This window comes from Mycolicibacterium sediminis, assembly GCF_010731735.1.
GTDB lineage: Bacteria > Actinomycetota > Actinomycetes > Mycobacteriales > Mycobacteriaceae > Mycobacterium > Mycobacterium sediminis.
In genome coordinates this window covers 340,015-363,507 of record NZ_AP022588.1, presented here as the reverse complement: position 1 = coordinate 363,507, position 23,493 = coordinate 340,015, and the positions used below count along the sequence as shown (strand labels likewise).

Here is a 23,493-nt window from a genome sequence, read left to right as displayed (position 1 = left end):
CAGCCTAGCCAAGGGGCACGACCTGCCAGATAGGCTCAGCCCATGAGTGACATCACCCGCTGGGAGTACGCGACGGTTCCCCTTCTGACCCATGCCACCAAGCAGATCCTCGATCAGTGGGGTGAGGACGGCTGGGAACTGGTCTCCGTGCTCACCGGACCGACGGGTGAGCAGCACGTCGCCTACCTCAAGCGGCCCAAGTGACCCACTCGGACCGCTTGACCGCGCTCGGCATCGACCTGCCCGACGTCGTCGCCCCGCTGGCCGCGTACGTGCCCGCGGTGCGGACGGGGAACCTGGTCTACACGGCCGGGCAGTTGCCGATCGTCGACGGTGAGCTGGTCCGGACCGGCAAGGTCGGCGACGACGTCAGCGCCGAGGACGCGCAGGCCCTCGCCAGGACGTGCGGGCTCAATGGACTCGCCGCCGTGCACGCCCTCGTCGGGATCGACGCGATAGTCCGCGTGGTCAAGGTCGTCGGGTTCGTGGCGTCGGCGCCGGGATTCACCGGTCAGCCAGCCGTGATCAATGGCGCATCGGAACTCTTCGGCGAGATCTTCGGCGAGGCCGGCGCCCACGCGAGGTCCGCGGTCGGGGTCTCCGAACTGCCGCGCAACGCACCCGTCGAGGTCGAACTCATCGTCGAGGTCGCATAGCGCGTGGTTTCCGGCGACGCCTCCGACGGACCGGGTCCCGAGCACCCGGCCTACGGAACGCTGCGCCGCGTGACCGACACCGCGTCGGTGCTGCTGTGCGACAACCCAGGGTTGATGACCCTCGAGGGCACCAACACCTGGGTGCTGCGCGGACCGGGTAGCGACGAGTGCGTCGTGGTCGACCCCGGCCCCGACGACGACGCGCACATCGGGCGCATCGCCGACCTCGGCACCATCTCGCTCGTCCTTATCAGCCACAAGCACGGCGACCACACCGACGGTATCGACGCGCTGGTCGATCGCACCGGCGCCGTGGTCCGGTCCGTGGGCAGCGGATTCCTGCGCGGCCTCGGTGGGCCGCTGGTCGACGGCGAGGTGATCGACGCGGCCGGACTGAGGATCACGGTGCTGGCGACGCCCGGCCACACCGCGGACTCGCTGTCGTTCGTTCTGGACGACGCCGTGCTGACCGCCGACACCGTGCTCGGCCGTGGCACCACCGTCATCGACAACGAGGACGGCAGTCTGCGCGATTACCTAGACTCCCTGCGCCGGCTGCGCGGTCTGGGCCACCGCGCGGTGCTACCGGGACACGGGCCGGACCTGTCCGACCTCGAAGCGGTGACCACCACGTACCTGCGCCACCGCGAGGAACGCCTCGATCAGGTGCGCGACGCGCTGTGCGTGCTCGGGGAGGACGCCAACGCCCGCCAGATCGTCGAACACGTCTACACCGACGTCGACGAGAAGCTGTGGGACCACGCCGAGTGGAGCGTGCAGGCGCAGCTGGACCATCTGCGGTCCTAGCGCGAGAACCTACCTAGCCGAACAGACGCAAACTCCCCTCTTTCGCGTGGAGAGAGGGGAGTCCGCTGGAGCCGCTTGCGGACTGTTCGTGAGCAGCTAGCGCGCTCGGCGGGCCAGCCGCTCGGAGTCGCTGATCAGCACGCTCTTGCCCTCGAGCCGGATCCAGCCACGGTGGGCGAAGTCGGCCAGCGCCTTGTTGACCGTCTCGCGGGAGGCACCGACCAGCTGGGCGATCTCCTCCTGCGTCAGGTCGTGGGTGACTCGCAGCGAGCCGCCCTCCTGCGTGCCGAAGCGCTGGGCCAGTTGCAACAACTGCTTGGCCACGCGGCCCGGGACGTCGGTGAAGATGAGGTCGGCCAGGTTGTTGTTCGTGCGGCGCAGGCGACGGGCGAGCACCCGCAGCAGCTGATCGGCGATCTCGGGCCGGTCCTTGATCCACGCCTTGAGCGCGTCGCGGTTCATGGCGACGGCGCGCACCTCGGTGATGGTGGTGGCGCTCGAGGTCCGCGGACCGGGATCGAAGATCGACAGCTCGCCGAACATGTCGGACGGACCCATGATGGTCAGCAGGTTCTCCCGACCGTCCGGCGAGCGCCGGCCGATCTTCACCTTGCCGGTGATGATGATGTACAGCCGGTCGCCGGGCTCACCCTCCGCGAACACGGTGTGCCCGCGCGGGAAGTCGACGGGTTGAAGTTCCTTCGTCAGCGCGGAGACCGCCGCTGGTTCGACTCCCTGGAAGATTCCGGCCCTGGCCAGGATCTCGTCCACGTTGCCCCTCTTATGTTCTCGGGTCACATGACGTGACACGCGCAGGCCAGATCCGGGTTGGAATGGCAACTTCAGTCTAGTGGTAGGCCGCTTCTCGACGTGCCAACGCTACACACGATCCGCCTGGCGAGTCGGGAGAAATTCGGGATTGCTCCGATGATGGACGTAGATCCGCGCGGGCAAACGTGGCGACGGCTCGCTGAACACGAGGTCTCCCCGGTCGACGTAGGGGTCGAAATCCGCGTCGTCGTCGAACTCGTGAGCGGCCTCGTCGGCCTCCCGGTAGCGGGGCAGCGCCCGGCGCGCGCAGTCCGCCTTGGCCCGATCGAGCGCGGCGGTCACGTCGGCGGGGGAGACGGCGTCCTCCGTCAGCCCGGCCTCCAGACGGTCCAGCCCGAACGTCGCCAGCATCAACAATGCTGGGATGAACGCAACGAGCAACCAGGACACACCGCGAAGTAAACACGGCCCAGGTCTCAGCAGGATCACGAAATGCCACCGGTCCGTCCGCGTGCCTGTCGGGCCCCGTCAGTAGGCTGACGGGCGTGGCAGTGCGTGCGCCCAGCGTCAAGCGGGCACCGAGGCAGGTCGAAACACATCTGGGTCTGGTGCGCCGAGCCCGGCGGATGAATCGCGCTCTGGCGCAGGCGTTCCCGCATGTCTACTGCGAACTCGACTTCACCGATCCCCTGGAACTCACCGTCGCGACCATCCTGTCGGCGCAGAGCACGGACAAGCGGGTCAACCTGACCACGCCCGCGTTGTTCGCGCGCTACCGCACGGCCGAGGACTACGCGGGCGCCGATCGCACCGAACTCGAGGAGCTGATCCGGCCGACCGGCTTCTACCGGAACAAGGCGACGTCCCTGATGCGGCTGGGCCAGGAACTCGTCGCGCGGTTCGACGGCGAGGTGCCCCGGACCCTCGACGAGCTGGTCACGTTGCCCGGGATCGGCCGCAAGACCGCCAACGTCGTGCTCGGCAACGCGTTCGACATCCCCGGCATCACCGTCGACACCCACTTCGGCCGCCTGGTCCGCCGCTGGGGCTGGACCGAGGTCGAGGACCCGGTCAAGGTCGAGTTCGCGATCGGTGAGCTGATCGAGCGCAAGGAGTGGACGCTGCTCAGCCACCGCGTCATCTTCCACGGCCGGCGTGTCTGCCACGCCCGCAAGCCCGCGTGCGGGGTGTGCGTCCTGGCCAAGGACTGCCCGTCCTTCGGCGCCGGACCGACCGACCCGGCGACCGCCGCCGCGCTGGTGAAGGGTCCCGAAACGGACCACCTGCTCGCCCTGGCCGGGCTGTAGCCGCCGAACCGGTGCCCACGTCGTGAACGGATCGGCACGCTGGAGCGTCGTCGTCCTCGTGGTGCTGGTGGCCCTCGGCGTGGCGTTCTGGCGTGAACTCGGGGAGCCGGAACCGACGTCCGGCGCCCGGGCGGTAGAGACGTCCCGCGACCACCGCGACGCGGACACGCCCGAGGCGCTCGCCGGTCCGCGGGCCCGTGCCGACCTCGCACCCTGTCCCGGAGCCGGCCCCGGTCCCGGACCGGAGGCGCTGCGCGGCACCACCCTTGAGTGCGCGGGGGACGGATCGCCGGTCGACGTCGGCCGGGCCGTCGACGGCCGCGCCGTGGTCCTCAACCTGTGGGCCTACTGGTGTGGGCCGTGCGCCGACGAACTGCCCGCGATGGCGGAGTACCAGCGTCGGATGGGGTCCGCGGTCACCGTGCTCACGGTCCATCAGGACGAGAACGAGACCGCCGCGCTGGTGCGCCTCGCGGAGCTGGGCGTGCACCTGCCGACGCTGCAGGACGGCAGGCGTCTGGTCGCGGCGGCGCTGCGGGTTCCCAACGTCATGCCCGCGACGGTGGTCCTGCGGTCGGACGGTACCGTTGCCGACATCCTGCCCCGCTCCTTCGCCACGGCCGACGAGATCGCGGAGGCGGTGAATCCACGGATCGGAGTGCCGGGTTGAGTGCGGAGCAAGACCGGGACCTCGTGGATCCCGACGCCGCCCCAGGTTGGTTGAAGGGCCTCGTCGACAACCTCGCCGCGGTGCCCACCGCGCAGAGCCGGTACATCCCCGCCGACGTGCAGGCGGCCTTCAAGGTCGCCAGCGCCGCGGCGATGGCCAAGGCCGCGGTCACCGGCGCGAAGCGCGACGCCGCGGTGCTCGTCCTGGTCTCGGGCCCTCCGGACGCACCGGCCGACGTGCTGCCCGACACCGCCGACCTGCTGCTCACCGTCCGCGCGTCGACGCTGCGCAACCACGCCGGCCAGGCCGCGTTCCCCGGCGGGGCCAGCGACCCCGAGGACACGGGACCCGTCGACACCGCACTTCGCGAGGCCCGCGAAGAGACCGGCATCGACACCGACCGGCTGCGGCCCCTGGCCGTCCTCGACCGCATGTTCATCCCGCCGTCGAACTTCCACGTCGTCCCCGTGCTGGCCTACTCGCCGGATCCCGGACCGGTCGGCGTGGTCAGCCCCGGTGAGACGGCGATCGTCGCGCGCGTGCCCGTGCGCGCCTTCACCAACCCGGAGAACCGGCTGATGGTGTACCGCAAGGAACGATCGCGTCGCTACGCCGGACCCGCCTTCCTGCTCAACCAGATGCTGGTGTGGGGTTTCACCGGTCAGGTGGTCTCGGCAATCCTCGACGTCGCCGGCTGGGCCAGACCCTGGGACACCGACGACGTGCGCGAGCTGGACAGTGCAATGGCGCTCGTCGGCGCGACCAGCGACTACGGTGATGGCCAACGATGACATCCTCGCAGTGGCTGGATCTGGCCGTTCTCGCCGTCGCCTTCGTCGCGGCCATCTCCGGATGGCGCTCCGGAGCGCTGGGTTCCCTGCTGTCCTTCGTCGGGGTGATCCTCGGCGCGGTGGCCGGCGTGCTGCTCGCGCCGCACGTCGTCAGCCACGTCGACGGTGCCCGCAGCAAGCTGTTCGTCACGCTCTTCCTCATCCTCGGTCTGGTCGTCATCGGCGAGATCGCGGGCGTCGTCCTCGGTCGCGCGGTGCGCGGTGCCATCCGGAACGGGCCGCTGCGCCTCGTCGACTCGGTGGTCGGGGTCGGGCTGCAACTCGTCGCCGTCCTGATCGCCGCGTGGCTCCTGGCCACTCCGCTCACGTCCTCCGATCAACCGAATCTGGCTGCCGCGGTGCGCGGTTCCCGCGTGCTCGAACAGGTCAACGACGTGGCCCCGTCGTGGCTGCAGCGGGTACCCGCCCGGTTGTCGTCGCTGCTCGACACGTCGGGTCTGCCCGACGTGCTGCAACCGTTCGGCCGCACGCCCATCGCCGAGGTCGGGGTACCGGATGCGGCGCTCGCCACCGATGCCGTGATCGCCAGCACCCGGCCCAGCGTGCTGAAGATCCGCGGCGTGGCCCCCAGCTGCCAGAAGGTCTTGGAGGGCAGCGGATTCGTCGTCGCACCCAACCGGGTGATGTCCAATGCGCACGTGGTGGCCGGGTCCGAGACGGTGACCGTCGAGGTCGACGGCCAGAGCTACGACGCCAGCGTGGTCTCCTACGACCCGAACGCCGACATCTCGATCCTGGACGTGCCGAACCTGCCGTCGGCGCCGTTGAGCTTCGACATGGTCGAGGCGCAGTCCGGCCTCGACGCCGTCGTCCTCGGCTATCCGGGTGGCGGCGACTTCACCGCGACACCCGCGCGCGTCCGCGAGATCATCCAGCTCAACGGCCCGGACATCTACCACACCACCACGGTGACCCGCGAGGTCTACACCATCAGGGGCACTGTGCGACAAGGCAACTCGGGTGGCCCGCTGATCGACCGGGAAGGCAAGGTGCTCGGCGTGGTGTTCGGCGCCGCGGTCGACGACGCCGACACCGGCTTCGTGCTGACCGCCAACGAGGTCGCCAAGCAGATGGCCAAGGTCGGGAACAGTGCGCGGGTGCCCACCGGCACCTGCATCTCCTGAATCAGCTGCCGTACACCTGGGTGAGGAACCTGCCGATGAGTTCGTTGACGGCGTCGGGGGACTCCTCGTGCGCGAAGTGCCCGGCCCCCGCGACGGTGGCATACCGCCCGTGCGGGGCGTACCGATGGGTGCGCAGGACCGGGTCCTCCAGCACGTAGGGATCGGCGTCGCCGCGAACGTGCAGGACGGGCACGGACTGGGGCCGCTTCATCGACCGCATGAAGCGACGCCCCTCGCCACGCAGCTGGCTGCGCACCGCCCACCGCTGATACTCGAGCGCGCAGTGCGCCGCCGACGGGATCTGGACCGCCCGCCGCAGATGGTGGATGGTCTCCGCGAAGTCGTCGGTGGACTGCCACGACGCGCTCGACCTGCTCCGCACCAGCGACTCGAGTTCGGCGGCGTCGTCCCGGGTGAGACGACGTTCGGGGACGACCGGGACCTGGTAGCGCAGCATCCACGGCAGCAGCGCCCTGCGCTGGTCGCGGCGGCGCACGGTCGACGCCCGCAGCGCCACCGGGTGCGGTGAACTGACCATGCCGATCGCGCGGACCGCTCGCGGGTGCAGCACCGAGGTCGCCCAGCACACCAGGCCACCGTCGGCGTGCCCGATCAGGGTGGCGTTCTCGTGGCCCAGCGCCCGGACGAGCCCCGCGATGTCGCCCGCCAGCGTCCAACCGTCGTAGCCACGGGGCGGCTTGTCGCTGCCGCCGTAGCCGCGCAGGTCGACGGCCACCACCCGCGCACCGGACAGCCCGCGCAGCTGATGGCGCCACGACCACCAGAACGACGCGAAGCCGTGCAGCAGGATGACCAGCGGACGGTCACCGGAGCCCTCGTCGGCCGCCGCCCTGTCCGCTTCGACGACGTGGAAGCGAATCCCGTTGGCGTGCACCTCGAGATGGCGCCACGGCCCGTCGATGCGGGTCACCGACGGATCCGGAGGGGGCCGCTTCTCGCCGCCCTCGGGGCGGTGTGGCCGGACGTCGCCGCCGGGGCGGCTCCGGCGGATCACTACCAGCCTGATGGATCAGTCGTCGAGGTGCCGGGGCGGTCACCGCTGATCGCCGGCGTCGGCTTGTCCCCACCCGGCACGAGCGCCACCCGTGCCTCCTTCACCGACGCGATGGTCTTCTGCGGTCCGCGGATGCGACGGACCTTCAGATAGCCCAGCAGCGCGAACAGGATGGTCGTCACCACCATGAGCCCGAAGACGATGAGGTAGGCCGCCCACGTCACCAACCAGATGTCGAGCACGGTAGCGAGGAAGAAGAAGAAGAAGAACGTCGAGTAGAACAGCACCACCAGCGCCAGGATGAAGAAGACGCTGCCGGTGAGACCCTTCTTCACGTCCCGGGTGATCTCGGCCTTGGCCAACTCCACCTCGGCACGGACCAGCGTCGACATCTGCGCGGTCGCATCCTTGACCAGGTCGCCCACCGACGGATCGACCTTCGGGGCGTGCGGATCCACCAGAGGAATCGACGTCACCGTGGTCGGCACGCCGTTCTTACGGTCGCCAGAACTCATGGACAGGTCCTCCCACATCGGAACAGATGCGGATCATGTTGCCATGTCGCGGCGAATGGCTCGATGCCGCCCGACGATAGACTGAACGCGTTTCGTGCGACGTCCGCCGAGGCAAACGTTAGGGATGCGCTACGAATGTCTGCTGTCGAATCGTCGGGTCGCCGCTGGTCGCGCACCGTGCGCCGGGGTCTGCTCGCCGCCGTGTCCGCCCTGGTTCTGAGTGCCGTGAACCTGATGGCCGCCGCGCCGTCGCAGGCCGCCGATCCGGTTCCCCTCGGCGGCGGCTCGGGCATCGTCATCGACGGTGAGACCTTCTGCACGCTGACGGCGATCGGCAACGACTCGCGGGGCAAGCTGATCGGCTTCACGTCCGCGCACTGCGGCGGGCCGGGTGCGAAGGTGTCGTCCGAGGCCGCCGCGGACCGCGGGCCGCTGGGCACGATGGTCGCCGGCAACGACGGCCTCGACTACGCCGTGATCGAGTTCGACCCCGCGCTGGTAGCCCCGGTCAACGTCGTCGACGGGTTCCAGATCGACGGGATCGGACCCGATCCGGCGTTCGGCGAGGTGTCGTGCAAGCTCGGCCGCACGACCGGGTACTCCTGCGGTGTCACGTGGGGGCCGGGCAAGGAACCGGGCACCATCGTCAGCCAGGTGTGCGGGCAACCCGGCGACTCCGGTGCCCCCGTCACGGTGAACAACCATCTCGTCGGCATGATCCACGGCGCGTTCAGCCAGGACCTGCCCACCTGCGTCGTCAAGTACGTGCCGCTGCACACGCCGGCCGTGACGATGTCGATCAACGCCGTCCTCGCCGACATCACGGCGAAGAACCGGCCGGGGTCGGGCTTCGTCCCGGTGGGTTCCACGCCCGCGGTCTGACCGTCACCGCCGCTTGCGCCCGCGAACGTTGACCTACGTCACGCTTTCTCGCGAAAGGCGTGACGGTAACCAACGTTCGGCGGGAGGAGGCGGTGTCTACTTGCTGGCGCGGATCGCCTCGAACACGCTCGGATCGACCAGGGTCGACGTGTCGCCCAACTCGCGGCCCTCGGCGACGTCGCGCAACAACCGGCGCATGATCTTGCCGCTGCGGGTCTTCGGCAGCTCGGGGACGACGTGGATCTCGCGGGGCTTGGCGATCGGCGAGATCTCCTTGGCCACCTCCGCGCGGAGTTCCTCGACCATGTTGTCGTCACCGCCCTTGGCCGACGCCTTGAGGATGACGAACGCGCAGATGGCCTGACCGGTCTGCTCGTCGGTCGCGCCCACCACCGCCGCCTCGGCGACTCCGGAGTGGCCGACCAGCGCGGACTCCACCTCGGCCGTCGAGATGCGGTGACCGGAGATGTTCATGACGTCGTCGATGCGGCCGAGCACCCAGATCTCGCCGTCCTTGCCGTAGCGGGCGCCGTCTCCCGCGAAGTACCAGCCCTGCTCGCCGAACCGCGACCAGTAGGTCTCCTTGAAGCGTTCCGGGTCGTTCCAGATGCCGCGCAGCATCGACGGCCACGGCTTGTCGAGAACGAGGTAGCCGCTGGCCTGCTCGCCGTGGTCGGTGCCGGGCTCCAACTGGTTGCCGTCGTCGTCGACGATCTTCGCCGAGATACCCGGCAGCGGGGTCATCGCCGATCCCGGCTTGGTGTTCGTCACACCCGGCAGCGGCGAGATCATGATGGACCCGGTCTCGGTCTGCCACCAGGTGTCGACGATGGGGGTCTTGTCGGCGCCGAAGACCGTGCGGTACCAGCGCCACGCCTCGGGGTTGATGGGCTCGCCGACCGAACCGAGCAGCCGCAGGCTGGACAGGTCGTGCTCGGCGGCGATCTGCCGGCCCAGCTTCATGAAGGTACGGATGAGGGTGGGTGCCGTGTAGTAGATGGTGACGCCGTACTTCTCGATGACCTGGAAGTGGCGGTGCTCGTCCGGGGAGGTGGGCGTGCCCTCGTAGACGACCTGCGTCACGCCGTTGGAGAGCGGCCCGTACACGATGTAGGTGTGGCCGGTGACCCAGCCGATGTCGGCGGTGCACCAGTAGACGTCGGTGTCCGGCTTCACGTCGAACACGTTGTGGTGGGTGTAGGACGTCTGGGTCAGGTAGCCGCCCGTGGTGTGCATGATGCCCTTGGGCTTGCCAGTGGTGCCGGAGGTGTACAGCAGGAACAGCGGGTGCTCGGCGTCGAAGGCCTCGCACTCGTGCTCGGTGGAGGCGGCGTCGACCACGTCGTGCCACCACACGTCGCGGCCTTCGGTCCACTCGACGTCGATGCCGGTGCGACGCACGACCACCACGTGTTCGACGGACGGCTGCCCTGCGGCGGCCTCGTCGACGGCCTCCTTCAGCGAGGCGGCCTTGCCCCGGCGGTACTGGCCGTCGGTGGTGATGACCAGTTTCGCCTCGGCGTCCTCGATGCGTGCCTTGAGCGCGGACGCGGAGAACCCGGCGAACACCACCGAGTGCATCGCGCCGAGGCGGGCGCACGCGAGCATCGCGATGATGGCCTCGGGCACCATCGGCATGTAGATGGCGACCCGGTCGCCGGCCACCAGCCCGAGGTCGGCCAGCGCGTTGGCGGCCTTGCACACCTCGTCCTTCAGTTCGGCGTAGGTGATGGAGCGGGCATCGCCGACGGGTTCGCCCTCCCAGTGGATGGCCACCCTGTCGCCGTTGCCTGCCTCGACGTGGCGGTCGACGCAGTTGTAGGCGACGTTGATCTTGCCGCCGACGAACCACTTCGCGAAGGGCGCCTCGGACCAGTCGAGGACGTCGGTGTACGGCGTCTCCCAGGACAGCCGATCGGCCTGACGGCCCCAGAACGCCAGACGGTCCCGCTCGGCGTCGTCGTACATGTCGGCGGTGGCGTTGGCCTGCGAGACGAAGTCCTGTGACGGCTCGTAGGACGCCTGGACCTCGGTGTGCGTGTCGGACATGGGTGTGAGCCTAGTCACCGGGGGTTGCACCGAGGTTGGTGACTCACACCGCCCGCTGCGGGCGGCGGCGGACGCGCGACGAACGTGCGCTGCGGCGGGTCCAACGGTCGGCCGGTGACGTGCACCGGCCGTGCACGGCAGCCCCGTTCGGAGGCATTAGCGTGTGGTCGTGGCCCAATCCGATCCCCTTGCCCCGCTGGCCGAGCTGCCGGGAGTGGCGGCCGCCGGTGACGAAGCGCGCGAGACGCTGGGCCGCGCGCACCGGCACCGGTTCAACCTGCGGGGCTGGCCGGCGTCGGCGGGCGAGGCGTCGATCCGCGCGGCGCGGGCATCCTCGGTGCTCGACGGCGGGTCCATGCTGCTGGCCAATGCCGGCGACGCCGACCCCATCCTGTCCGGGGCCCTGCGCGTGGCCGAGGCGCTCGAGGGCGGCGCGACGTCGCTGGTCGGCGCCTGGCAGCGCGCGCCGCTGCAGGCGATCGCGCGACTTCACGCGTTGGCCGCCTCCGACCTCACCGACGACGACCGTCTGGGCAGGCCGCGCGGCGACGGCGACGTGGCGCGCCGGCTGGAACTCCTGGGCGACATCATCACCAGCGGTACCCGTGTCCCTGCGCACGTCCTGGCCGCCGTCGCGCACGGCGAGATCCTCACGCTCGAACCGTTCGGTGTGGCCGACGGCGTGGTGGCGCGCGCGGTCTCGCGACTCATCACGATCAACAGTGGCCTGGATCCGCATGGGCTCGGCGTGCCGGAGATGTACTGGATGCGTCAGTCGGGCGATTACAAGGCGTCGGCGCGCGGGTTCGCCTCCGGTACTCCGGACGGCTTGACCGCGTGGCTGATTCACAGTTCGCGTGGTCTGCATGCCGGCGCCCGTGAGGCGCTCGGCATTGCCCAGGCCATGGCCGAGCAAGGGTCAGCAAAGTAAGAGCGGGCGACGATCCGACTCACATTCGAGATGTGACTCGGCTCGCCGCCCGCTAGCACGGACGCCGGTTACCAAGCGTGCTCGGTGGGTTGTGTGGGTGGCCTCGGCGTTCCCGTGATGCGCTTCGCTCGGCGTCCTCACCCAAGAGGTCGACACGTCGCTCGCTCTTCCCGGTTCCGCAGGCCCACAACGCTTTTGCCATATCGCGGCATGTGCTCCGCGTGGGTGCCGAAATCCGTGGCGTGGGTGCCGAAATCCGTGCTAGGCAGCTTGACTCGGGAGACCGTACCTTCTCCTCCGGTGCGATCTTGGCCTTGCCAAGCTTCCGTGACTCCATTTGTACTCCGTGACGGCGGTCACATCAAGGCCCAATTCGTGCGCGTCGCGGAATCGCTACGGGCGGCCGCTCAGCAACCAGGCTTGATCAGGGCAGGAAGCGTCGCAGCAGCGAGTACGTCAGCGCGCCGGCGGCCAGGGCGCTGGCGCCGACGGCGACGCTGGTGGCCACGGCTGCGCCCGACGGCGCGGGGATCCTGTCGCGCAGCGGAACGGGGCGGGAGAACGTCCGCGCCGGCCATCCGCGTGCCGACGCCTCCTTGCGCAACGCCCGGTCGGGGTTCACCACGGTCGGGTGGCCGACGGCCTCGAGCATGGGCAGGTCGGTGATCGAATCGGAGTAGGCGTAGCAGTGTTCGAGCGAATAGCCCTCTCGCGCAGCGAGTTCGCGGATCGCCTCGACCTTGCCCTCGCCGTAGCAGTAGAACGCGACCTCGCCCGTGTACCGGCCGTCCTCGACCACCATGCGCGTCGCCATCGCGTGGGTGGCGCCGAGCGCGCGGGCGATGGGGGCGACGATCTCCTCGCCGGACGCCGACACCACGACCACGTCCCGGCCGAACAGCTTGTGATCTGCGATGAGGTTGGCGGCCTCGGCGAAGATGAGGGGATCGACGATGTCGTGCAGCGTCTCGGCGACGATGGACTTCACCTGCTCGACGTTCCAGCCGGTGCACATGTTGGTGATGTAGGACCGCATGCGGTCCATCTGCTCGTGGTCCGCGCCCGACATCAGGAACATGAACTGCGCGTACGCCGACTTCAGCACTGTCTGGCGGTTGATCAGCCCCTGATCGAAGAAGGGTTTGCTGAAGGCCAGGGTGCTCGACTTCGCGATGACCGTCTTGTCGAGGTCGAAGAAGGCGGCCGTGCGCACCGGCAGATCGGCGTCGGACTCGGATCGCACCGGCGAGATGCCCGGGGCCGAGTCGGGGGCGGTCACGCCCACAGCATAGGGGTCGACGTGACATTACGTGCCTCGGCTGGCACGCGCGTCAGCCGGAAATGGCCGATTCGGCCACTTGAAGGTCGCTGCAACATTACTGGTCACGCGGTGATTTCGGCGGAATGCAGGACTTGCGTCGTCGGGTGTCGGCGTGTGTATAGTGAGCATTACTCGGCTTATGCCGGGTGTGGATCAGCCCGACCCCCCGGGGCTGATACACGACGACCTCCGCCTCCTCCCCCCCTGGCGGGGGTCGTCCCTTTTCCGGGGTAGGGCGGTTTTCCCGCAGTCCCCGCGGATGTTCCCTGTAGCACGTGGTCGCGACCCGTCGTCGGGCCGCCGTCCACAGTCCCGCATTCATCCACAGATCAGTTGCGGGCGGTCGCGGAGCGGTCCCCCGGTCCCCACTAATGGAACGCATGAGTCCCAGTGGCGGCGTCCTGTCGGTGATCGACGACGGTGGTCTGCGCGCAGACGTCGACCGCATCGCCGCCGCCGTGGGAACGCGCGTCGTCCACGCGTCCGAGCCGTCCAGTCACAAGGTGTGGCGGGCTGCGTCCGCCGTGGTTCTCGACGCCGCCGCCGTCGGCAGGTGCGCTCACCTCGGCATGCCGCGGCGTGACCGCGTACACCTCGTCCACCGCACCGACCTGACCCCGGACCAGTGGCGTGACTCGATCGCGCTCGGTGTTCGGCGCGTCCTGCGATTCCCGGACCAGGAGACCGAACTCGCCGCGGAGTTCTCCGACGCGGGGGAGTCGACCCGCGGGGCGCGGCGGGGTCCGACGGTCGCGGTGCTCGGAGGCCGGGGCGGCGCCGGTGCCTCCGTCTTCGCGGCGGCCCTCGCGATGACCGCGGGTGATGCGCTGCTGGTCGATCTGGACTCGTGGGGCGGCGGCCTGGACCTGGTGGTGGGCGGCGAGTCGGCCAGTGGTCTGCGCTGGCCGGACCTGACCCTGCAGGGCGGACGCGTGTCCTATACGGCTCTGCGAGAGGCACTTCCGACCCGCGGCGGGGTGACGGTGCTCTCGTCGGGACGCGCCGCGCACGACATCGACGCCGGCGCCGCCGCGTCGGTTCTCGATGCGGGAAGCCGCGGTGGTGTGACCGTCGTGTGCGACCTGCCGCGTCGTGCCTCGCCGGTCGCGGAGGTGGCGTTGAGCGCGGCGGACCTCGTCGTGCTCGTCACGTGTGCAGACGTCAGGTCGTGCGCGGCGGCAGCGGCCGTCGGCGCCTGGCTGGTGTCGGTGAACCCGAACGTCGGCCTGGTGGTGCGTGGGCCGTCACCGGGCGGGTTGAGCGCCGCCGACGTCGGCCAGATCACGGGTCTGCCCCTGGTGGCGTCGATGCGACCCCAGCCGCAACTCGCCAACGTCCTCGAGCACGGCGGTCTGACGCTGCGCAGACGTTCGCCGCTGACGACCGCTGCGCGCCGTGTCCACGACGTGCTGCGCGGACACGAGACTGCCGGTGCGGTGGGGGTCGGGGCGTGAGTTCGTCACTGGTGGAACGGGTTCGCGAACGCCTCGCCACCGAGTCGGTCGGCCTGCGCCCCACGGCCGTCGCCGCGGCGATCCGCGCGGAGGCCGGAGGCGTCCTCGGTGACGCCGAGGTGCTCGCCGAACTGCGGACGATGCAGACCGAACTGACCGGCGCCGGCATCCTCGAACCACTGCTGAGGGCCGACGGGACCACCGACGTGCTGGTGACCGCACCCGACTCCGTGTGGGTCGACGACGGGTCCGGGTTGCGGCGCAGCGCTCTTCGGTTCCCCGACGAGGACGCGGTCCGCCGACTCGCGCAACGCCTGGCCCTCGCCGTCGGACGTCGCCTCGACGACGCGCAGCCGTGGGTGGACGGCCAGCTCCACGGCTACGGCGCCTTCACCGTCCGGCTGCATGCCGTACTGCCACCGGTCGCCGAGGCGGGCACCTGTCTGTCGCTGCGCGTGTTGCGCCCGGCAACACAGGATCTCGCGTCGCTGACCGCGTCCGGCGCCATCGCGCCCGACGCGGCGACACTCATCGATCAGGTGGTGTCGGCGCGGTTGGCGTTCCTGATCTCGGGTGGCACGGGCGCGGGCAAGACGACGCTGCTCGCCGCCGTGCTGGGCGCGGTCCCGCCGCACGAACGCATCGTGTGCGTGGAGGACGCCTCCGAGTTGGCGCCCCGGCATCCGCACCTGGTCAAGCTCGTCGCCCGGGCCGCGAACGTCGAGGGCGTCGGGGAGGTGACCGTGCGGGACCTGGTGCGGCAGGCGCTGCGGATGCGACCCGATCGCATCGTCGTGGGGGAGGTCCGCGGCGGCGAGGTCGTCGACCTGCTGGCGGCGCTCAACACGGGCCACGACGGCGGGGCGGGCACCGTGCACGCCAACAGCCCAGCCGAGGTACCCGCCCGGCTCGAGGCGCTGGCCGCACCCAGCGGGCTCGACCGTCGGGCGCTGCACAGCCAGCTCGGCGCGGCGGTTCAGGTGCTTCTGCACGTCGGCCGCGACCATGGCGGCCGGCGGCGACTGGTCGAGATCGGCGTCCTGGCGCGCGCGGCGGACGGCGAGGTCTCGACGCAGGCGGCGTGGCACCACGAACGTGGGGATGGTCCCGGGATGCCGCACCTGCGCCACCTGCTGGACGGTCGGAGGGCGGGATGATCGCCGCTGCAATCGCTTTGGCGATCGCGCTGCTCGTGGTGCCCGCCTCGCCCCGGCACCGACTGTCGGTGGCGGCATCGCGGCGGCGACCCCGTGTGCCGGGCCTGGCCGTGGCGGCGGTGATCGTGGCGGGTTCGGCACTGCTCCTGCCGGTGTCGGTGGCGACCGCGGCCGGGCTCGTGACGGCCACGATCGCGTGGCGACGCCGGCGGGTCGCGCTCGCACGTCGCCGAGATGCCGAGTCGGCGGACGTCCAGGGTGCACTCGGCGTCCTGATAGGAGAACTGCGGGTCGGGGCGCATCCGGTCACCGCCTTCGAGGCGGCCGCGCGGGAGAGCGGGGGGAGCACGGCCGGTGCGCTGCGCGACGTGGCGGCCCGGGCGCGGCTCGGGGCGGACGTCAGCGTCGGGCTTGCCGCCGTCGCCCGCAACTCGACCGCACCGTCGCACTGGGAGCGGCTGGCGGACTGCTGGCGGCTGGCGCACGTCCACGGTCTCTCGATCGCGACTCTGCTGCGCACAGCCCACCGCGACGCGGTCGAACGGGACCGCTTCGCCACCACCGTGCGTGCCGGAACGGCGGGCGCACGGGCCACCGCGACCATCCTCGCGGCTCTCCCGGTGCTGGGCGTCGGCCTGGGCCAGCTCATCGGAGCCGATCCGTTGCGCTTCCTGCTGTCCGACGGGCTCGGCGGCTGGCTGCTGGTCGTCGGCGCCACCCTGATCTGCGCAGGGCTGCTGTGGTCGGACCGCATCATCGATCGGGTCATCGCATGAGCGCCGCCGCCATCCTGCTGGCCGCCGCGATCCTGTTCGGTGGCGCGCCGCGGCGTCGGACCACGTCGAGGGGCCGGCGAGCCGGCTCTGCGCGTGCGCGTCGAGACGATCCGCTCGCCGTCGCCTCGAGCCTCGACGTCTTCGCCGCGTGCCTCGACTCGGGCATGACCGTCGCAGCTGCGGCGGAAGCGGCGGCGATGTCGGCGCCGCCACCGCTGGCCGAGGTCCTCGTGCGTGCGGCGAGCCTGCTCGCACTGGGCGCGGACCCGGCACGCGCCTGGGCGGACCCGGGCACCGGCGACGCCATCGTGACGGGGCTGACCCGATCGGCACGCAGATCGGCCGCCTCTGGTGCCGCCCTCGCGCGGAGCGTCGCGGAGCTGGCCGAGCAGTCGCGCCACGATGCGACCACCGCCGCGCGGGCAGCGGCCGAGCGTGCCGCCGTGCTGATCGCCGGCCCGCTCGGGCTCTGCTACCTGCCGGCCTTCATCTGTCTCGGCATCGTCCCGGTGGTCGTCGGGCTCGCCGGAGACGTCCTGACCACCGGTGTGCTGTGAGTGCGCCGTCGGCACGCGGGAGGTCCGCGGCCAGAACCGAAGAGGGGAATCACGATGACCAAGAGAGCATTTCACCGCCTGCGGACGCGTCTCGTACTGCTGGCGGTGGACGACTCCGGCATGTCCACCGTCGAGTACGCGATCGGCACCATCGCCGCCGCGGCGTTCGGCGCGATCCTGTACTCGGTGGTGACGGGGGACTCGATCGTCAGCGCGCTGACGAACCTCGTCGGCCGCGCCCTCACGACCAATCTCTGAGCGGTGACGCGGGCAGCGTCACCGTCGAGGCCGCGTTCGCCGTCGCGTCGCTTTCTGCCGTACTGGTGCTGTGCGTGGCCGGTTTGGCGGCCGTCACCACCCACGTCCGGTGTCTGGACGCCGCGCGGGAGGCAGCCAGGCTGGCGGCACGCGGCGACGACACGTCCGCCGTGCTGCGCGACGTGGCGCCCGACGGTTCCCGGCTCGACGTCCGCACGGACGGTGCCTACGTCGTCGCCCGGGTCGTCACGTCCGCGCCGATGTTCCCGGGACTCGTCATCAGCGCCGAGGCCGTCGCAGCGGCCGAGGACGATCCGTGACGACCGCGGGTCGGCCACGGTGGTGGCGGCGGCGATGGTCGCCGTGCTGCTGGGCGTCGCATTCGGCGGTCTGGCACTGGGGTCTGCCGTGGTGGCCCGGCACCGGGCCCAGGCCGCTGCGGACCTGGCGGCACTGGCCGCCGCCGAGCAGTTGGGCGCCGGGCTGGACGCGGCGTGTGCCCGGGCGGGCTCGATCGCCACCCGGATGCACGGCTCGGTCGCCGAGTGCGCCATCGACGGTCTCGACGTCGTCCTCCGGGTGGAAGTGGCTGCCGCGCTGGGCCGCTGGGGTGTCGGACGGGCGAGTGCGGCGGCGCGCGCCGGGCCGGCGTGACCCGAGGGGGAGGTCACCGCGGACCCGACTGCGCCACCCGGTCTCCCGACGGCGTCCACGCCGCTGTGGTTAGCTCGACGCGTGCCGGAGGACAGTCGCAACACCGCCGAATTGATCGTCGAGTGCCTGGAGAACGAGGGCGTCACACACGTCTTCGGGATCCCGGGTGAGGAGAACATCCGCCTCGTCGACGCGCTGTCCCGCTCCTCGATCGACTACGTCCTCACCCGGCACGAGCAGGGCGCGTCGTTCATGGCGGAGGTGTACGGCCGGCTCACCGGTCGGGCCGGGGTGTGCTCGGCGACGTTGGGTCCGGGTGCCATCAACCTGCTACTCGGGGTGGCGGACGCGACCACCAATTCGACTCCGGTGCTGGCACTCTCGGCACAGGTGGGCATGCGTCGCAGCTATAAGGAGTCGCACCAGAGCGTCGACCTCGTGTCGATGTTCGCGCCGGTCACCAAGTGGTCGGCGCTGGTCGCCACGCCGGGGTCGGTGCCGGAGATGGTCCGCAAGGCGTTCAAGCTCGCGCAGACCGAACGCCCCGGCGCCGTGTACCTCGCGGTGCCCGAGGACGTCGAGGACGCTGACGCACCGGCCGACGCCACCCCGCTGCGCGTCAACGTGCCACGCTCCGACGACCCGTCGGCGGCGCAGATCGAGCGCGCCGCGGAGATCCTGCGCGCCGCACGCAACCCGATCCTGCTCGCGGGTCACGGCGCGGTGCGCAGCGACGCCTCGGCCGCGGTGCGGCGCTTCGCCGAGTCCCTCGGCATGCCGGTCGCGACGACGTTCCACGGCAAGGGCGTGATGCCCGACGACCACCCCCTCGCCCTCGGCGCGGTCGGGTTCATGCGGCATGACTACGTCAACTTCGGGTTCGACCAGGCCGACGTGATCGTCGCCGCAGGCTACGAACTGCAGGAGTTCGACCCGATCCGGATCAACCCCCGCGGCGACACGAAGATCATTCACGTGCACCGCTTTCCGGCCGAGGTCGACGTCCACTACGACGTCGCCGTGGGTCTGCACGCCGACATCGGGCGGTGCCTCGACTCGCTGGCCGATGCCGTTGGAACCGATGAGCCCTACTCGTCGGGTGACGAGCGGATCCGGGCACTGCTCGCCGACGAACTCGACCGCGGACGCAGCGACGACAGCTTCCCGCTCACGCCGGCGCGCATCGTCGCCGACACCCGCGCGGCGCTCGGGCGCGACGACATCGTGCTCGTCGACACCGGTGCCCTGAAGATGTGGATGGCCCGGCTGTATCCGACCTACGAGCCGAACACGTGCCTCATCTCCAATGGGCTGTCGACCATGGGGTGGACGGTCCCGGGTGCGATCGCCGCGAAGATCGCCCGACCGTCGGCGAACGTGCTCGTCGCGACCGGCGACGGATCGTTCCTGATGAACTCGCAGGAGATCGAGACCGCCCTGCGCGTGGGCACCCCGATGGTGATCCTCGTCTGGGTGGACGACGCCTACGGTCTGATCAGCTGGAAGATGGACCTGGAGATCGGGCACAACGTCGACACCCGGTTCGGCAACCCCGACTTCGTCTCGTACGCCGAAAGTTTCGGCGCGCGGGGGTACCGGATCTCGTCTGCCGACGAACTGCTCCCGACCCTGCGGGAGGCGTTGGCCGCGGACACCGTCAGCGTCGTCGCCTGTCCCGTCGACTACCGCGCCAACAGCGCGTTGATCGCCTCACTCGGCGAGCTGGACGAGTCCTGGTCCTAGCGGTTCGATCCTGCGCGGCTTCCACACTCCGTCGTGATCAAGTACGACCGATCTTGTTGCGCAGCAACCGGAGTCGCGACGGGGGCCGCCCCTCGAACTCCTTGCGCTCGGAGTCGGTGGGCTCGCGCAGCGACAGCATCCCGGCGTACACGCCGTCGCCGAGCTGGACCCGGTTGACCGTCACGTGGATGGGCGTCCAGCCGCCGCCGACCGCGTGCAGGCGCAGCACCCGGGACGCGGATTGCGACCCGAAGTCCCGCGACCCGAAGTCTGCCGTCATGGCGGCCACCTCGTCCGCGTCGTCGGGGTGCACCATCGGCTCGTCGTCGTCCCGGTGGCGCCACGCGTAGTAGGGGCACGGCTCGTCGAGCCACTTGAGCAGCGTCCAGGACTTGAGGTCGACCAGCGCGCGGTGCACGCCCGGTGTCGGCGGATCGTCCAGCACGCTGCGACCGACGTCGTCGGGGCTCATCGTCGAGTCGTCGCGGACGGTGCGCCAGTTCATCGCCCGGCAGATCAACCGATCGGGGCCACCGTTGCTCTCCGCCAGGATCCGCGCGACGAAGCCGACGACGATCGGGTTGCCGAGGTGGTCGGTCAGGTCCCACGAGCTGCAGTAGACCTTGCCGGGTTGCGGTTCGATCGCGGCCGACAGCACGTGCGCCTCGCGCTCGTTGAGGTCGCGGGTGGGCAGGTCCTCGGCGAAGACGCGGCCGTGGGTGGTCTCGACCGAGGGATCGCGACCGCTGTTCGCCAGTGACTCCGTGGTGTCGGTCGCGACCCCGTCGGTCAGGTCCCACACCAGTGGTCCCGGCGTCGGGCGCACGGGCGGTTCGACGTCGGGAGGTCCGTCCCACACGTGGACGCCGTGAATCGTCCCGTCGATCATCTGCACCATCTCGGTGCGGATCACGCGGTCGTTCTTGGGGGTGATGCTGCTGAGGGCTTGACCTGCGCGGATGGTCTCCGCGATCGCCGTCTGGATCGTCATCGCGTTCGGATTGCGGCGGAGGTGGACGCTGATGGGGATGAGATTCATCGTCCGATCGCCCTCGGCGACGACGACGGGCTCGCTGCCGAGGGTCTCCACGAGCAGCCAGTCGTGGGCCATGCGGGCATCCTACCGGCGTGCTCGTCGGGGGCAGGGGATTGCCCGGGTCTGCGGAATCCGTCGTATGCCCAGCTAGCAGCCCCGGCGGTCGGGCGCGAACGGGCCTCGGCCAGGGCCGATGGCGCTTGCGCGCGCCGTAGGACGAGGAGTACTTTTCGGAAGCGCCCCTAGTTAGCCGGACCGGAGACGGATTCGGTCGTGCCGTCCGACGTCACGACGTCGGTAGCGGGTTCCGGAGGGCGCGTGGGGGCCGTGGTCGACGACCGGCGAGGGGTTGGTCGTCCCACGGACGGGGGTCACGAACTGGATCTGGCCAGTTCGTCGAGCACCAGGCGAAGCACCGCGACCGCACCGGCCTTGTCGAGCGGGTCGTTGCCGTTGCCGCACTTGGGCGACTGCACGCACGACGGACAGCCCGACGGGCACTCGCACGCCTCGATCGCCTCGGCCGTCGCCGTCCACCACGTCACCAGTTGGCGGTAGCCGCGGTCCGCAAAGCCGGCGCCGCCGGGGTAGCCGTCGTAGACGAAGATCGTCGGCAATCCGTCCTCCGGCCCGACCGCCGTGGACACGCCGCCGATGTCGCCCCGGTCGCAACTCGCGACCAGCGGCAGCAGCCCGATCGACGCGTGCTCGGCCGCGTGCAGCGAACCGGGGAACCGCAACGCGGGAATGCCGTTGCGCTCCAACGCCTCCGGGGTGATCGTGCACATCACCGCCACGGTGTCCAGGGTGTGCGTCGGCATGTCGAGTTCGACGCAGTCGATGACCTCCCCGTCCAGCCGGCGCCTCAGGTAGCTCGTCACGGTGTGCGACACCGACACCGGCACGACGCCGACCGTGACCTCGCCGTGCGTGCGTCGTTCGCCCGGTCCGGTGACGACGATGTCGGTCACCTCCCGTGCCGACGTGCTGTAGCCGGGGTCGTGGGCCCGCACGAAGGCGACGCCGTCCTCGAAGTCGAGGGAGTCGACCACGTAGGACTCGCCGCGGTGCAGGTACACCGCGCCGGGGTGGACCGACGACGGCGCCTGACCCGCTCCGGTGGTACCGAGGATGCGACCGGTGCCGGTCTCCAGGATCGCGATCTGTCCGCCCGACGAGCCCCGGATGTCCACGGCGGGATGGGGATCGACGCCGGGAGTGGGGAAGTAGCCGGTGGGCCGCCGACGCAGGAGGCCGTCGTCGACGAGGGCGGCGGCGACCTCCTCGGCGTTCCAGGTGCGAACCTCGGCGTCGGTGAGGGGCAGTTCGGTGGCGGCGCACAGCAGCTGCGGGCCGAGGACGTACGGGTTCGACGGGTCGATCACCACGCGCTCGATCGGCTTGTCCAGCAACGCCTCCGGATGGTGAACCAGGTAGGTGTCCAGCGGATCGTCGCGGGCGATCATGACGATGAGCGCGCTCTGGCCGCGGCGGCCGGCCCGGCCGGCCTGCTGCCAGAACGAGGCGACGGTCCCCGGGAAGCCGGCCAGCACGACGGCGTCCAGGCCGGCGATGTCGACGCCGAGTTCCAGCGCATTGGTGGTGGCCAGGCCGCGCAGGCTGCCGTCGGCCAGCGCGGACTCCAGCGCCCGGCGCTCCTCGGACAGGTACCCCGCCCGGTACGACGCGACGAGGTCGACGAGGTCCGGTGCCGTCGTCTCGAGGCGCGCCTGCGCTCCGAGTGCGGTGAGTTCGGCCCCGCGCCGGGACCGGACGAACGTCAGGGTGCGGGCACCCTCGACCATCAGATCGGCCATCACGCGCGCGGCCTCTGCGCCCGCCGATCGTCGGACGGGCGCGCCGTTCTCGCCGAGCAGGTCGTCGCGCAGCGCCGGCTCCCAGAGCGCGACGGTGCGGCCGCCCTGGGGCGAACCGTCCTCGGTCACCTCCTCCACCGTGTGTCCGAGCAGCTCGGACGCCGTGGCGGCCGGTGACGCGGCCGTGGCACTGGCGAAGACGACCGTCAGCCCGGGAGCGTCGGCACTGCCGGCGTACTTCGCGCACAGTCGCACCAGCCGGCGCAGGATCATCGCCACGTTCGACCCGAAGATGCCGCGGTAGTAATGGCATTCGTCGACGACGACGTACCGCAGATTGCGCAGGAAGACCGCCCAGCGGGCGTGGTTGCGCAGCAGCGACAGATGGATCATGTCGGGGTTGGAGAAGATCCACCGGGAGCGCTCCCTGGCGAACTGTCGCGCCTCGGTGCTGGTGTCGCCGTCGTAGGGACACGGTCCGACGTCGGCGAGTCGCTCGACGGCGCCCGTCAGAGATTGTGCGGCCCGCAGTTGGTCGTGGCCGAGCGCCTTGGTGGGCGACAGGTACAGCGCCCTCGCGCGGGGGTCCTCGGCGAGTGCGGTGAGGATCGGCACCTGGTAGGCGAGCGACTTCCCGGACGCCGTGCCGGTACTGAGCACGACGTGTCGCCCGGCGTGCGCGAGATCGGCCGCGGCCACCTGATGGGTCCAGGGTTCGGTGATGCCCCGCGCGACGAAGGCCCCGACGACGTCGTCGGGCACCCACTGCGGCCACGAACTGTGCCGCGCCGTGCGCGCGGCGAGGTCGGCGACGTGCCGCACCGGGTGCTCGTCCGGATCGACGCCCGCCACGGCACAGTCGAGCAGTTCGCGCCCGAAGTCCGCTGCCCGACCCGACACCTGACCGCCTCCTCGCTGGGGTGAAAACTCGTTCGACACGCGATTGTTCCGACTGCGTGACCCCGTGTGAATTGTTGACCACGGCGGTGCGACAAACCCGGCGAGCCCGCTACGAACATGATTGACTTGTCGCGGTCGCAGCTTCTGTGTTCGTGTGCCAGCACCCGCAGGAACGTCGTTGTGGCCGCGGTTCCTACGAGGGTCGAAGCCCGGTCCGATCCGGCGTCGCACGCGTTGGTATG

General features: G+C 70.5%; 25 protein-coding genes. 17 read left to right on the top strand and 8 right to left on the bottom strand.

The window, feature by feature from the left end; translation table 11 throughout:
- The first annotated feature begins 42 nt into the window (after positions 1–42).
- The 3 genes from sp36 to G6N64_RS01845 are packed head-to-tail and all read left to right on the top strand — an operon-like array spanning position 43 to position 1,463.
- Entirely contained in the window at positions 43–204 is a 162-nt protein-coding gene (gene sp36, locus G6N64_RS01855; protein WP_163795368.1) for a Sp36 family protein, read from the top strand.
- Entirely contained in the window at positions 201–656 is a 456-nt protein-coding gene (locus G6N64_RS01850; protein WP_163795367.1) for a RidA family protein, read from the top strand. Before sp36 ends, G6N64_RS01850 begins: the two co-directional genes overlap by 4 nt.
- A 3-nt stretch (positions 657–659) precedes the next feature.
- Positions 660–1,463 carry an MBL fold metallo-hydrolase gene (locus G6N64_RS01845; protein ID WP_163795366.1) on the top strand — a complete coding sequence of 268 codons (804 nt, stop codon included), beginning with the start codon at positions 660–662 and terminating at the stop codon, positions 1,461–1,463.
- A gap of 96 nt (positions 1,464–1,559) precedes the next feature.
- On the opposite strand, the gene G6N64_RS01840 is transcribed toward G6N64_RS01845, so the two are convergent.
- Both G6N64_RS01840 and G6N64_RS01835 read right to left on the bottom strand, forming a co-directional pair.
- Positions 1,560–2,234, bottom strand: a complete 675-nt coding sequence (locus G6N64_RS01840; protein ID WP_163795365.1) for a Crp/Fnr family transcriptional regulator — start codon at positions 2,232–2,234, stop codon at positions 1,560–1,562.
- A 108-nt stretch (positions 2,235–2,342) separates the two neighbouring features.
- Positions 2,343–2,645: a hypothetical protein gene (locus tag G6N64_RS01835; RefSeq protein ID WP_246230891.1), complete on the bottom strand. Its 303-nt coding sequence runs from the start codon at positions 2,643–2,645 to the stop codon at positions 2,343–2,345.
- Positions 2,646–2,770: 125 nt separating this feature from the next.
- Between G6N64_RS01835 and nth the strand changes: the two genes are divergently transcribed.
- From nth to marP, 4 genes are read left to right on the top strand one after another with little or no spacing between them, the layout of a single operon-like run.
- The gene (nth, locus tag G6N64_RS01830) at positions 2,771–3,541 is read left to right on the top strand and encodes an endonuclease III (RefSeq protein WP_163801365.1); all 771 of its coding nucleotides are present in this window, start codon (positions 2,771–2,773) and stop codon (positions 3,539–3,541) included.
- A gap of 22 nt (positions 3,542–3,563) precedes the next feature.
- Positions 3,564–4,211 (top strand): TlpA family protein disulfide reductase, encoded by a 648-nt coding sequence (locus G6N64_RS01825; RefSeq protein ID WP_163795364.1) that lies wholly within the window; start codon positions 3,564–3,566, stop codon positions 4,209–4,211.
- Complete coding sequence (locus G6N64_RS01820) at positions 4,208–5,002, top strand: NUDIX hydrolase (RefSeq protein WP_163795363.1); 795 nt, start codon at positions 4,208–4,210, stop codon at positions 5,000–5,002. The genes G6N64_RS01825 and G6N64_RS01820 overlap by 4 nt, the downstream gene beginning before the upstream one ends.
- Positions 4,999–6,186, top strand: coding sequence for an acid resistance serine protease MarP (gene marP, locus G6N64_RS01815; protein WP_163795362.1), 1,188 nt, complete (start codon positions 4,999–5,001; stop codon positions 6,184–6,186). The genes G6N64_RS01820 and marP overlap by 4 nt, the downstream gene beginning before the upstream one ends.
- A 1-nt stretch (position 6,187) precedes the next feature.
- Here the strand turns inward: marP and G6N64_RS01810 are convergent, their stop codons facing one another.
- Positions 6,188–7,117 carry an alpha/beta fold hydrolase gene (locus G6N64_RS01810; RefSeq protein ID WP_246231177.1) on the bottom strand — a complete coding sequence of 310 codons (930 nt, stop codon included), beginning with the start codon at positions 7,115–7,117 and terminating at the stop codon, positions 6,188–6,190.
- Positions 7,118–7,200: 83 nt separating this feature from the next.
- Complete coding sequence (locus G6N64_RS01805; RefSeq protein ID WP_163795361.1) at positions 7,201–7,716, bottom strand: phage holin family protein; 516 nt, start codon at positions 7,714–7,716, stop codon at positions 7,201–7,203.
- 135 nt (positions 7,717–7,851) lie between these two features.
- Between G6N64_RS01805 and G6N64_RS01800 the strand changes: the two genes are divergently transcribed.
- Complete coding sequence (locus G6N64_RS01800; RefSeq protein ID WP_163795360.1) at positions 7,852–8,598, top strand: S1 family peptidase; 747 nt, start codon at positions 7,852–7,854, stop codon at positions 8,596–8,598.
- Positions 8,599–8,694: 96 nt separating this feature from the next.
- Here the strand turns inward: G6N64_RS01800 and acs are convergent, their stop codons facing one another.
- Positions 8,695–10,647 carry an acetate--CoA ligase gene (acs, locus tag G6N64_RS01795; RefSeq protein WP_163795359.1) on the bottom strand — a complete coding sequence of 651 codons (1,953 nt, stop codon included), beginning with the start codon at positions 10,645–10,647 and terminating at the stop codon, positions 8,695–8,697.
- Positions 10,648–10,816: 169 nt separating this feature from the next.
- Between acs and G6N64_RS01790 the strand changes: the two genes are divergently transcribed.
- Positions 10,817–11,578, top strand: a complete 762-nt coding sequence (locus G6N64_RS01790) for a Fic family protein (RefSeq protein WP_163795358.1) — start codon at positions 10,817–10,819, stop codon at positions 11,576–11,578.
- Positions 11,579–12,002: 424 nt separating this feature from the next.
- On the opposite strand, the gene G6N64_RS01785 is transcribed toward G6N64_RS01790, so the two are convergent.
- Positions 12,003–12,857 carry an HAD-IB family hydrolase gene (locus G6N64_RS01785; protein ID WP_163795357.1) on the bottom strand — a complete coding sequence of 285 codons (855 nt, stop codon included), beginning with the start codon at positions 12,855–12,857 and terminating at the stop codon, positions 12,003–12,005.
- A gap of 422 nt (positions 12,858–13,279) precedes the next feature.
- Here G6N64_RS01785 and ssd point away from each other — a divergent pair, with 422 nt between their 5' ends.
- The 8 genes from ssd (at position 13,280) to G6N64_RS01745 (ending at position 19,498) form a co-directional block, all read left to right on the top strand.
- A complete protein-coding gene (gene ssd / locus G6N64_RS01780) occupies positions 13,280–14,353 on the top strand; it encodes a septum site-determining protein Ssd (RefSeq protein WP_163795356.1) in 1,074 nt (357 codons plus the stop codon).
- Positions 14,350–15,510, top strand: coding sequence for a TadA family conjugal transfer-associated ATPase (locus G6N64_RS01775; RefSeq protein ID WP_163795355.1), 1,161 nt, complete (start codon positions 14,350–14,352; stop codon positions 15,508–15,510). The genes ssd and G6N64_RS01775 overlap by 4 nt, the downstream gene beginning before the upstream one ends.
- Entirely contained in the window at positions 15,507–16,286 is a 780-nt protein-coding gene (locus G6N64_RS01770) for a type II secretion system F family protein (protein WP_163795354.1), read from the top strand. Before G6N64_RS01775 ends, G6N64_RS01770 begins: the two co-directional genes overlap by 4 nt.
- Complete coding sequence (locus G6N64_RS01765) at positions 16,283–16,843, top strand: type II secretion system F family protein (RefSeq protein WP_163795353.1); 561 nt, start codon at positions 16,283–16,285, stop codon at positions 16,841–16,843. Before G6N64_RS01770 ends, G6N64_RS01765 begins: the two co-directional genes overlap by 4 nt.
- A 54-nt stretch (positions 16,844–16,897) precedes the next feature.
- Positions 16,898–17,101, top strand: coding sequence for a DUF4244 domain-containing protein (locus tag G6N64_RS01760; protein ID WP_163795352.1), 204 nt, complete (start codon positions 16,898–16,900; stop codon positions 17,099–17,101).
- 74 nt (positions 17,102–17,175) lie between these two features.
- Positions 17,176–17,421: a TadE family type IV pilus minor pilin gene (locus G6N64_RS01755; RefSeq protein WP_246230889.1), complete on the top strand. Its 246-nt coding sequence runs from the start codon at positions 17,176–17,178 to the stop codon at positions 17,419–17,421.
- Positions 17,422–17,455: 34 nt separating this feature from the next.
- On the top strand, positions 17,456–17,755 hold the full coding sequence (locus tag G6N64_RS01750; RefSeq protein ID WP_163795351.1) for an Rv3654c family TadE-like protein: 300 nt from the start codon (positions 17,456–17,458) through the stop codon (positions 17,753–17,755).
- Between the two features lie 111 nt (positions 17,756–17,866).
- Positions 17,867–19,498: an acetolactate synthase large subunit gene (locus G6N64_RS01745; RefSeq protein WP_264002355.1), complete on the top strand. Its 1,632-nt coding sequence runs from the start codon at positions 17,867–17,869 to the stop codon at positions 19,496–19,498.
- A 37-nt stretch (positions 19,499–19,535) separates the two neighbouring features.
- Here the strand turns inward: G6N64_RS01745 and G6N64_RS01740 are convergent, their stop codons facing one another.
- Together G6N64_RS01740 and G6N64_RS01735 are read right to left on the bottom strand one after the other, a co-directional pair.
- Positions 19,536–20,609, bottom strand: coding sequence for a PAS domain-containing protein (locus tag G6N64_RS01740; RefSeq protein WP_163795349.1), 1,074 nt, complete (start codon positions 20,607–20,609; stop codon positions 19,536–19,538).
- 296 nt (positions 20,610–20,905) lie between these two features.
- Positions 20,906–23,251 carry a DNA 3'-5' helicase SftH gene (locus tag G6N64_RS01735; protein ID WP_163795348.1) on the bottom strand — a complete coding sequence of 782 codons (2,346 nt, stop codon included), beginning with the start codon at positions 23,249–23,251 and terminating at the stop codon, positions 20,906–20,908.
- Positions 23,252–23,493 lie beyond the last annotated feature (242 nt).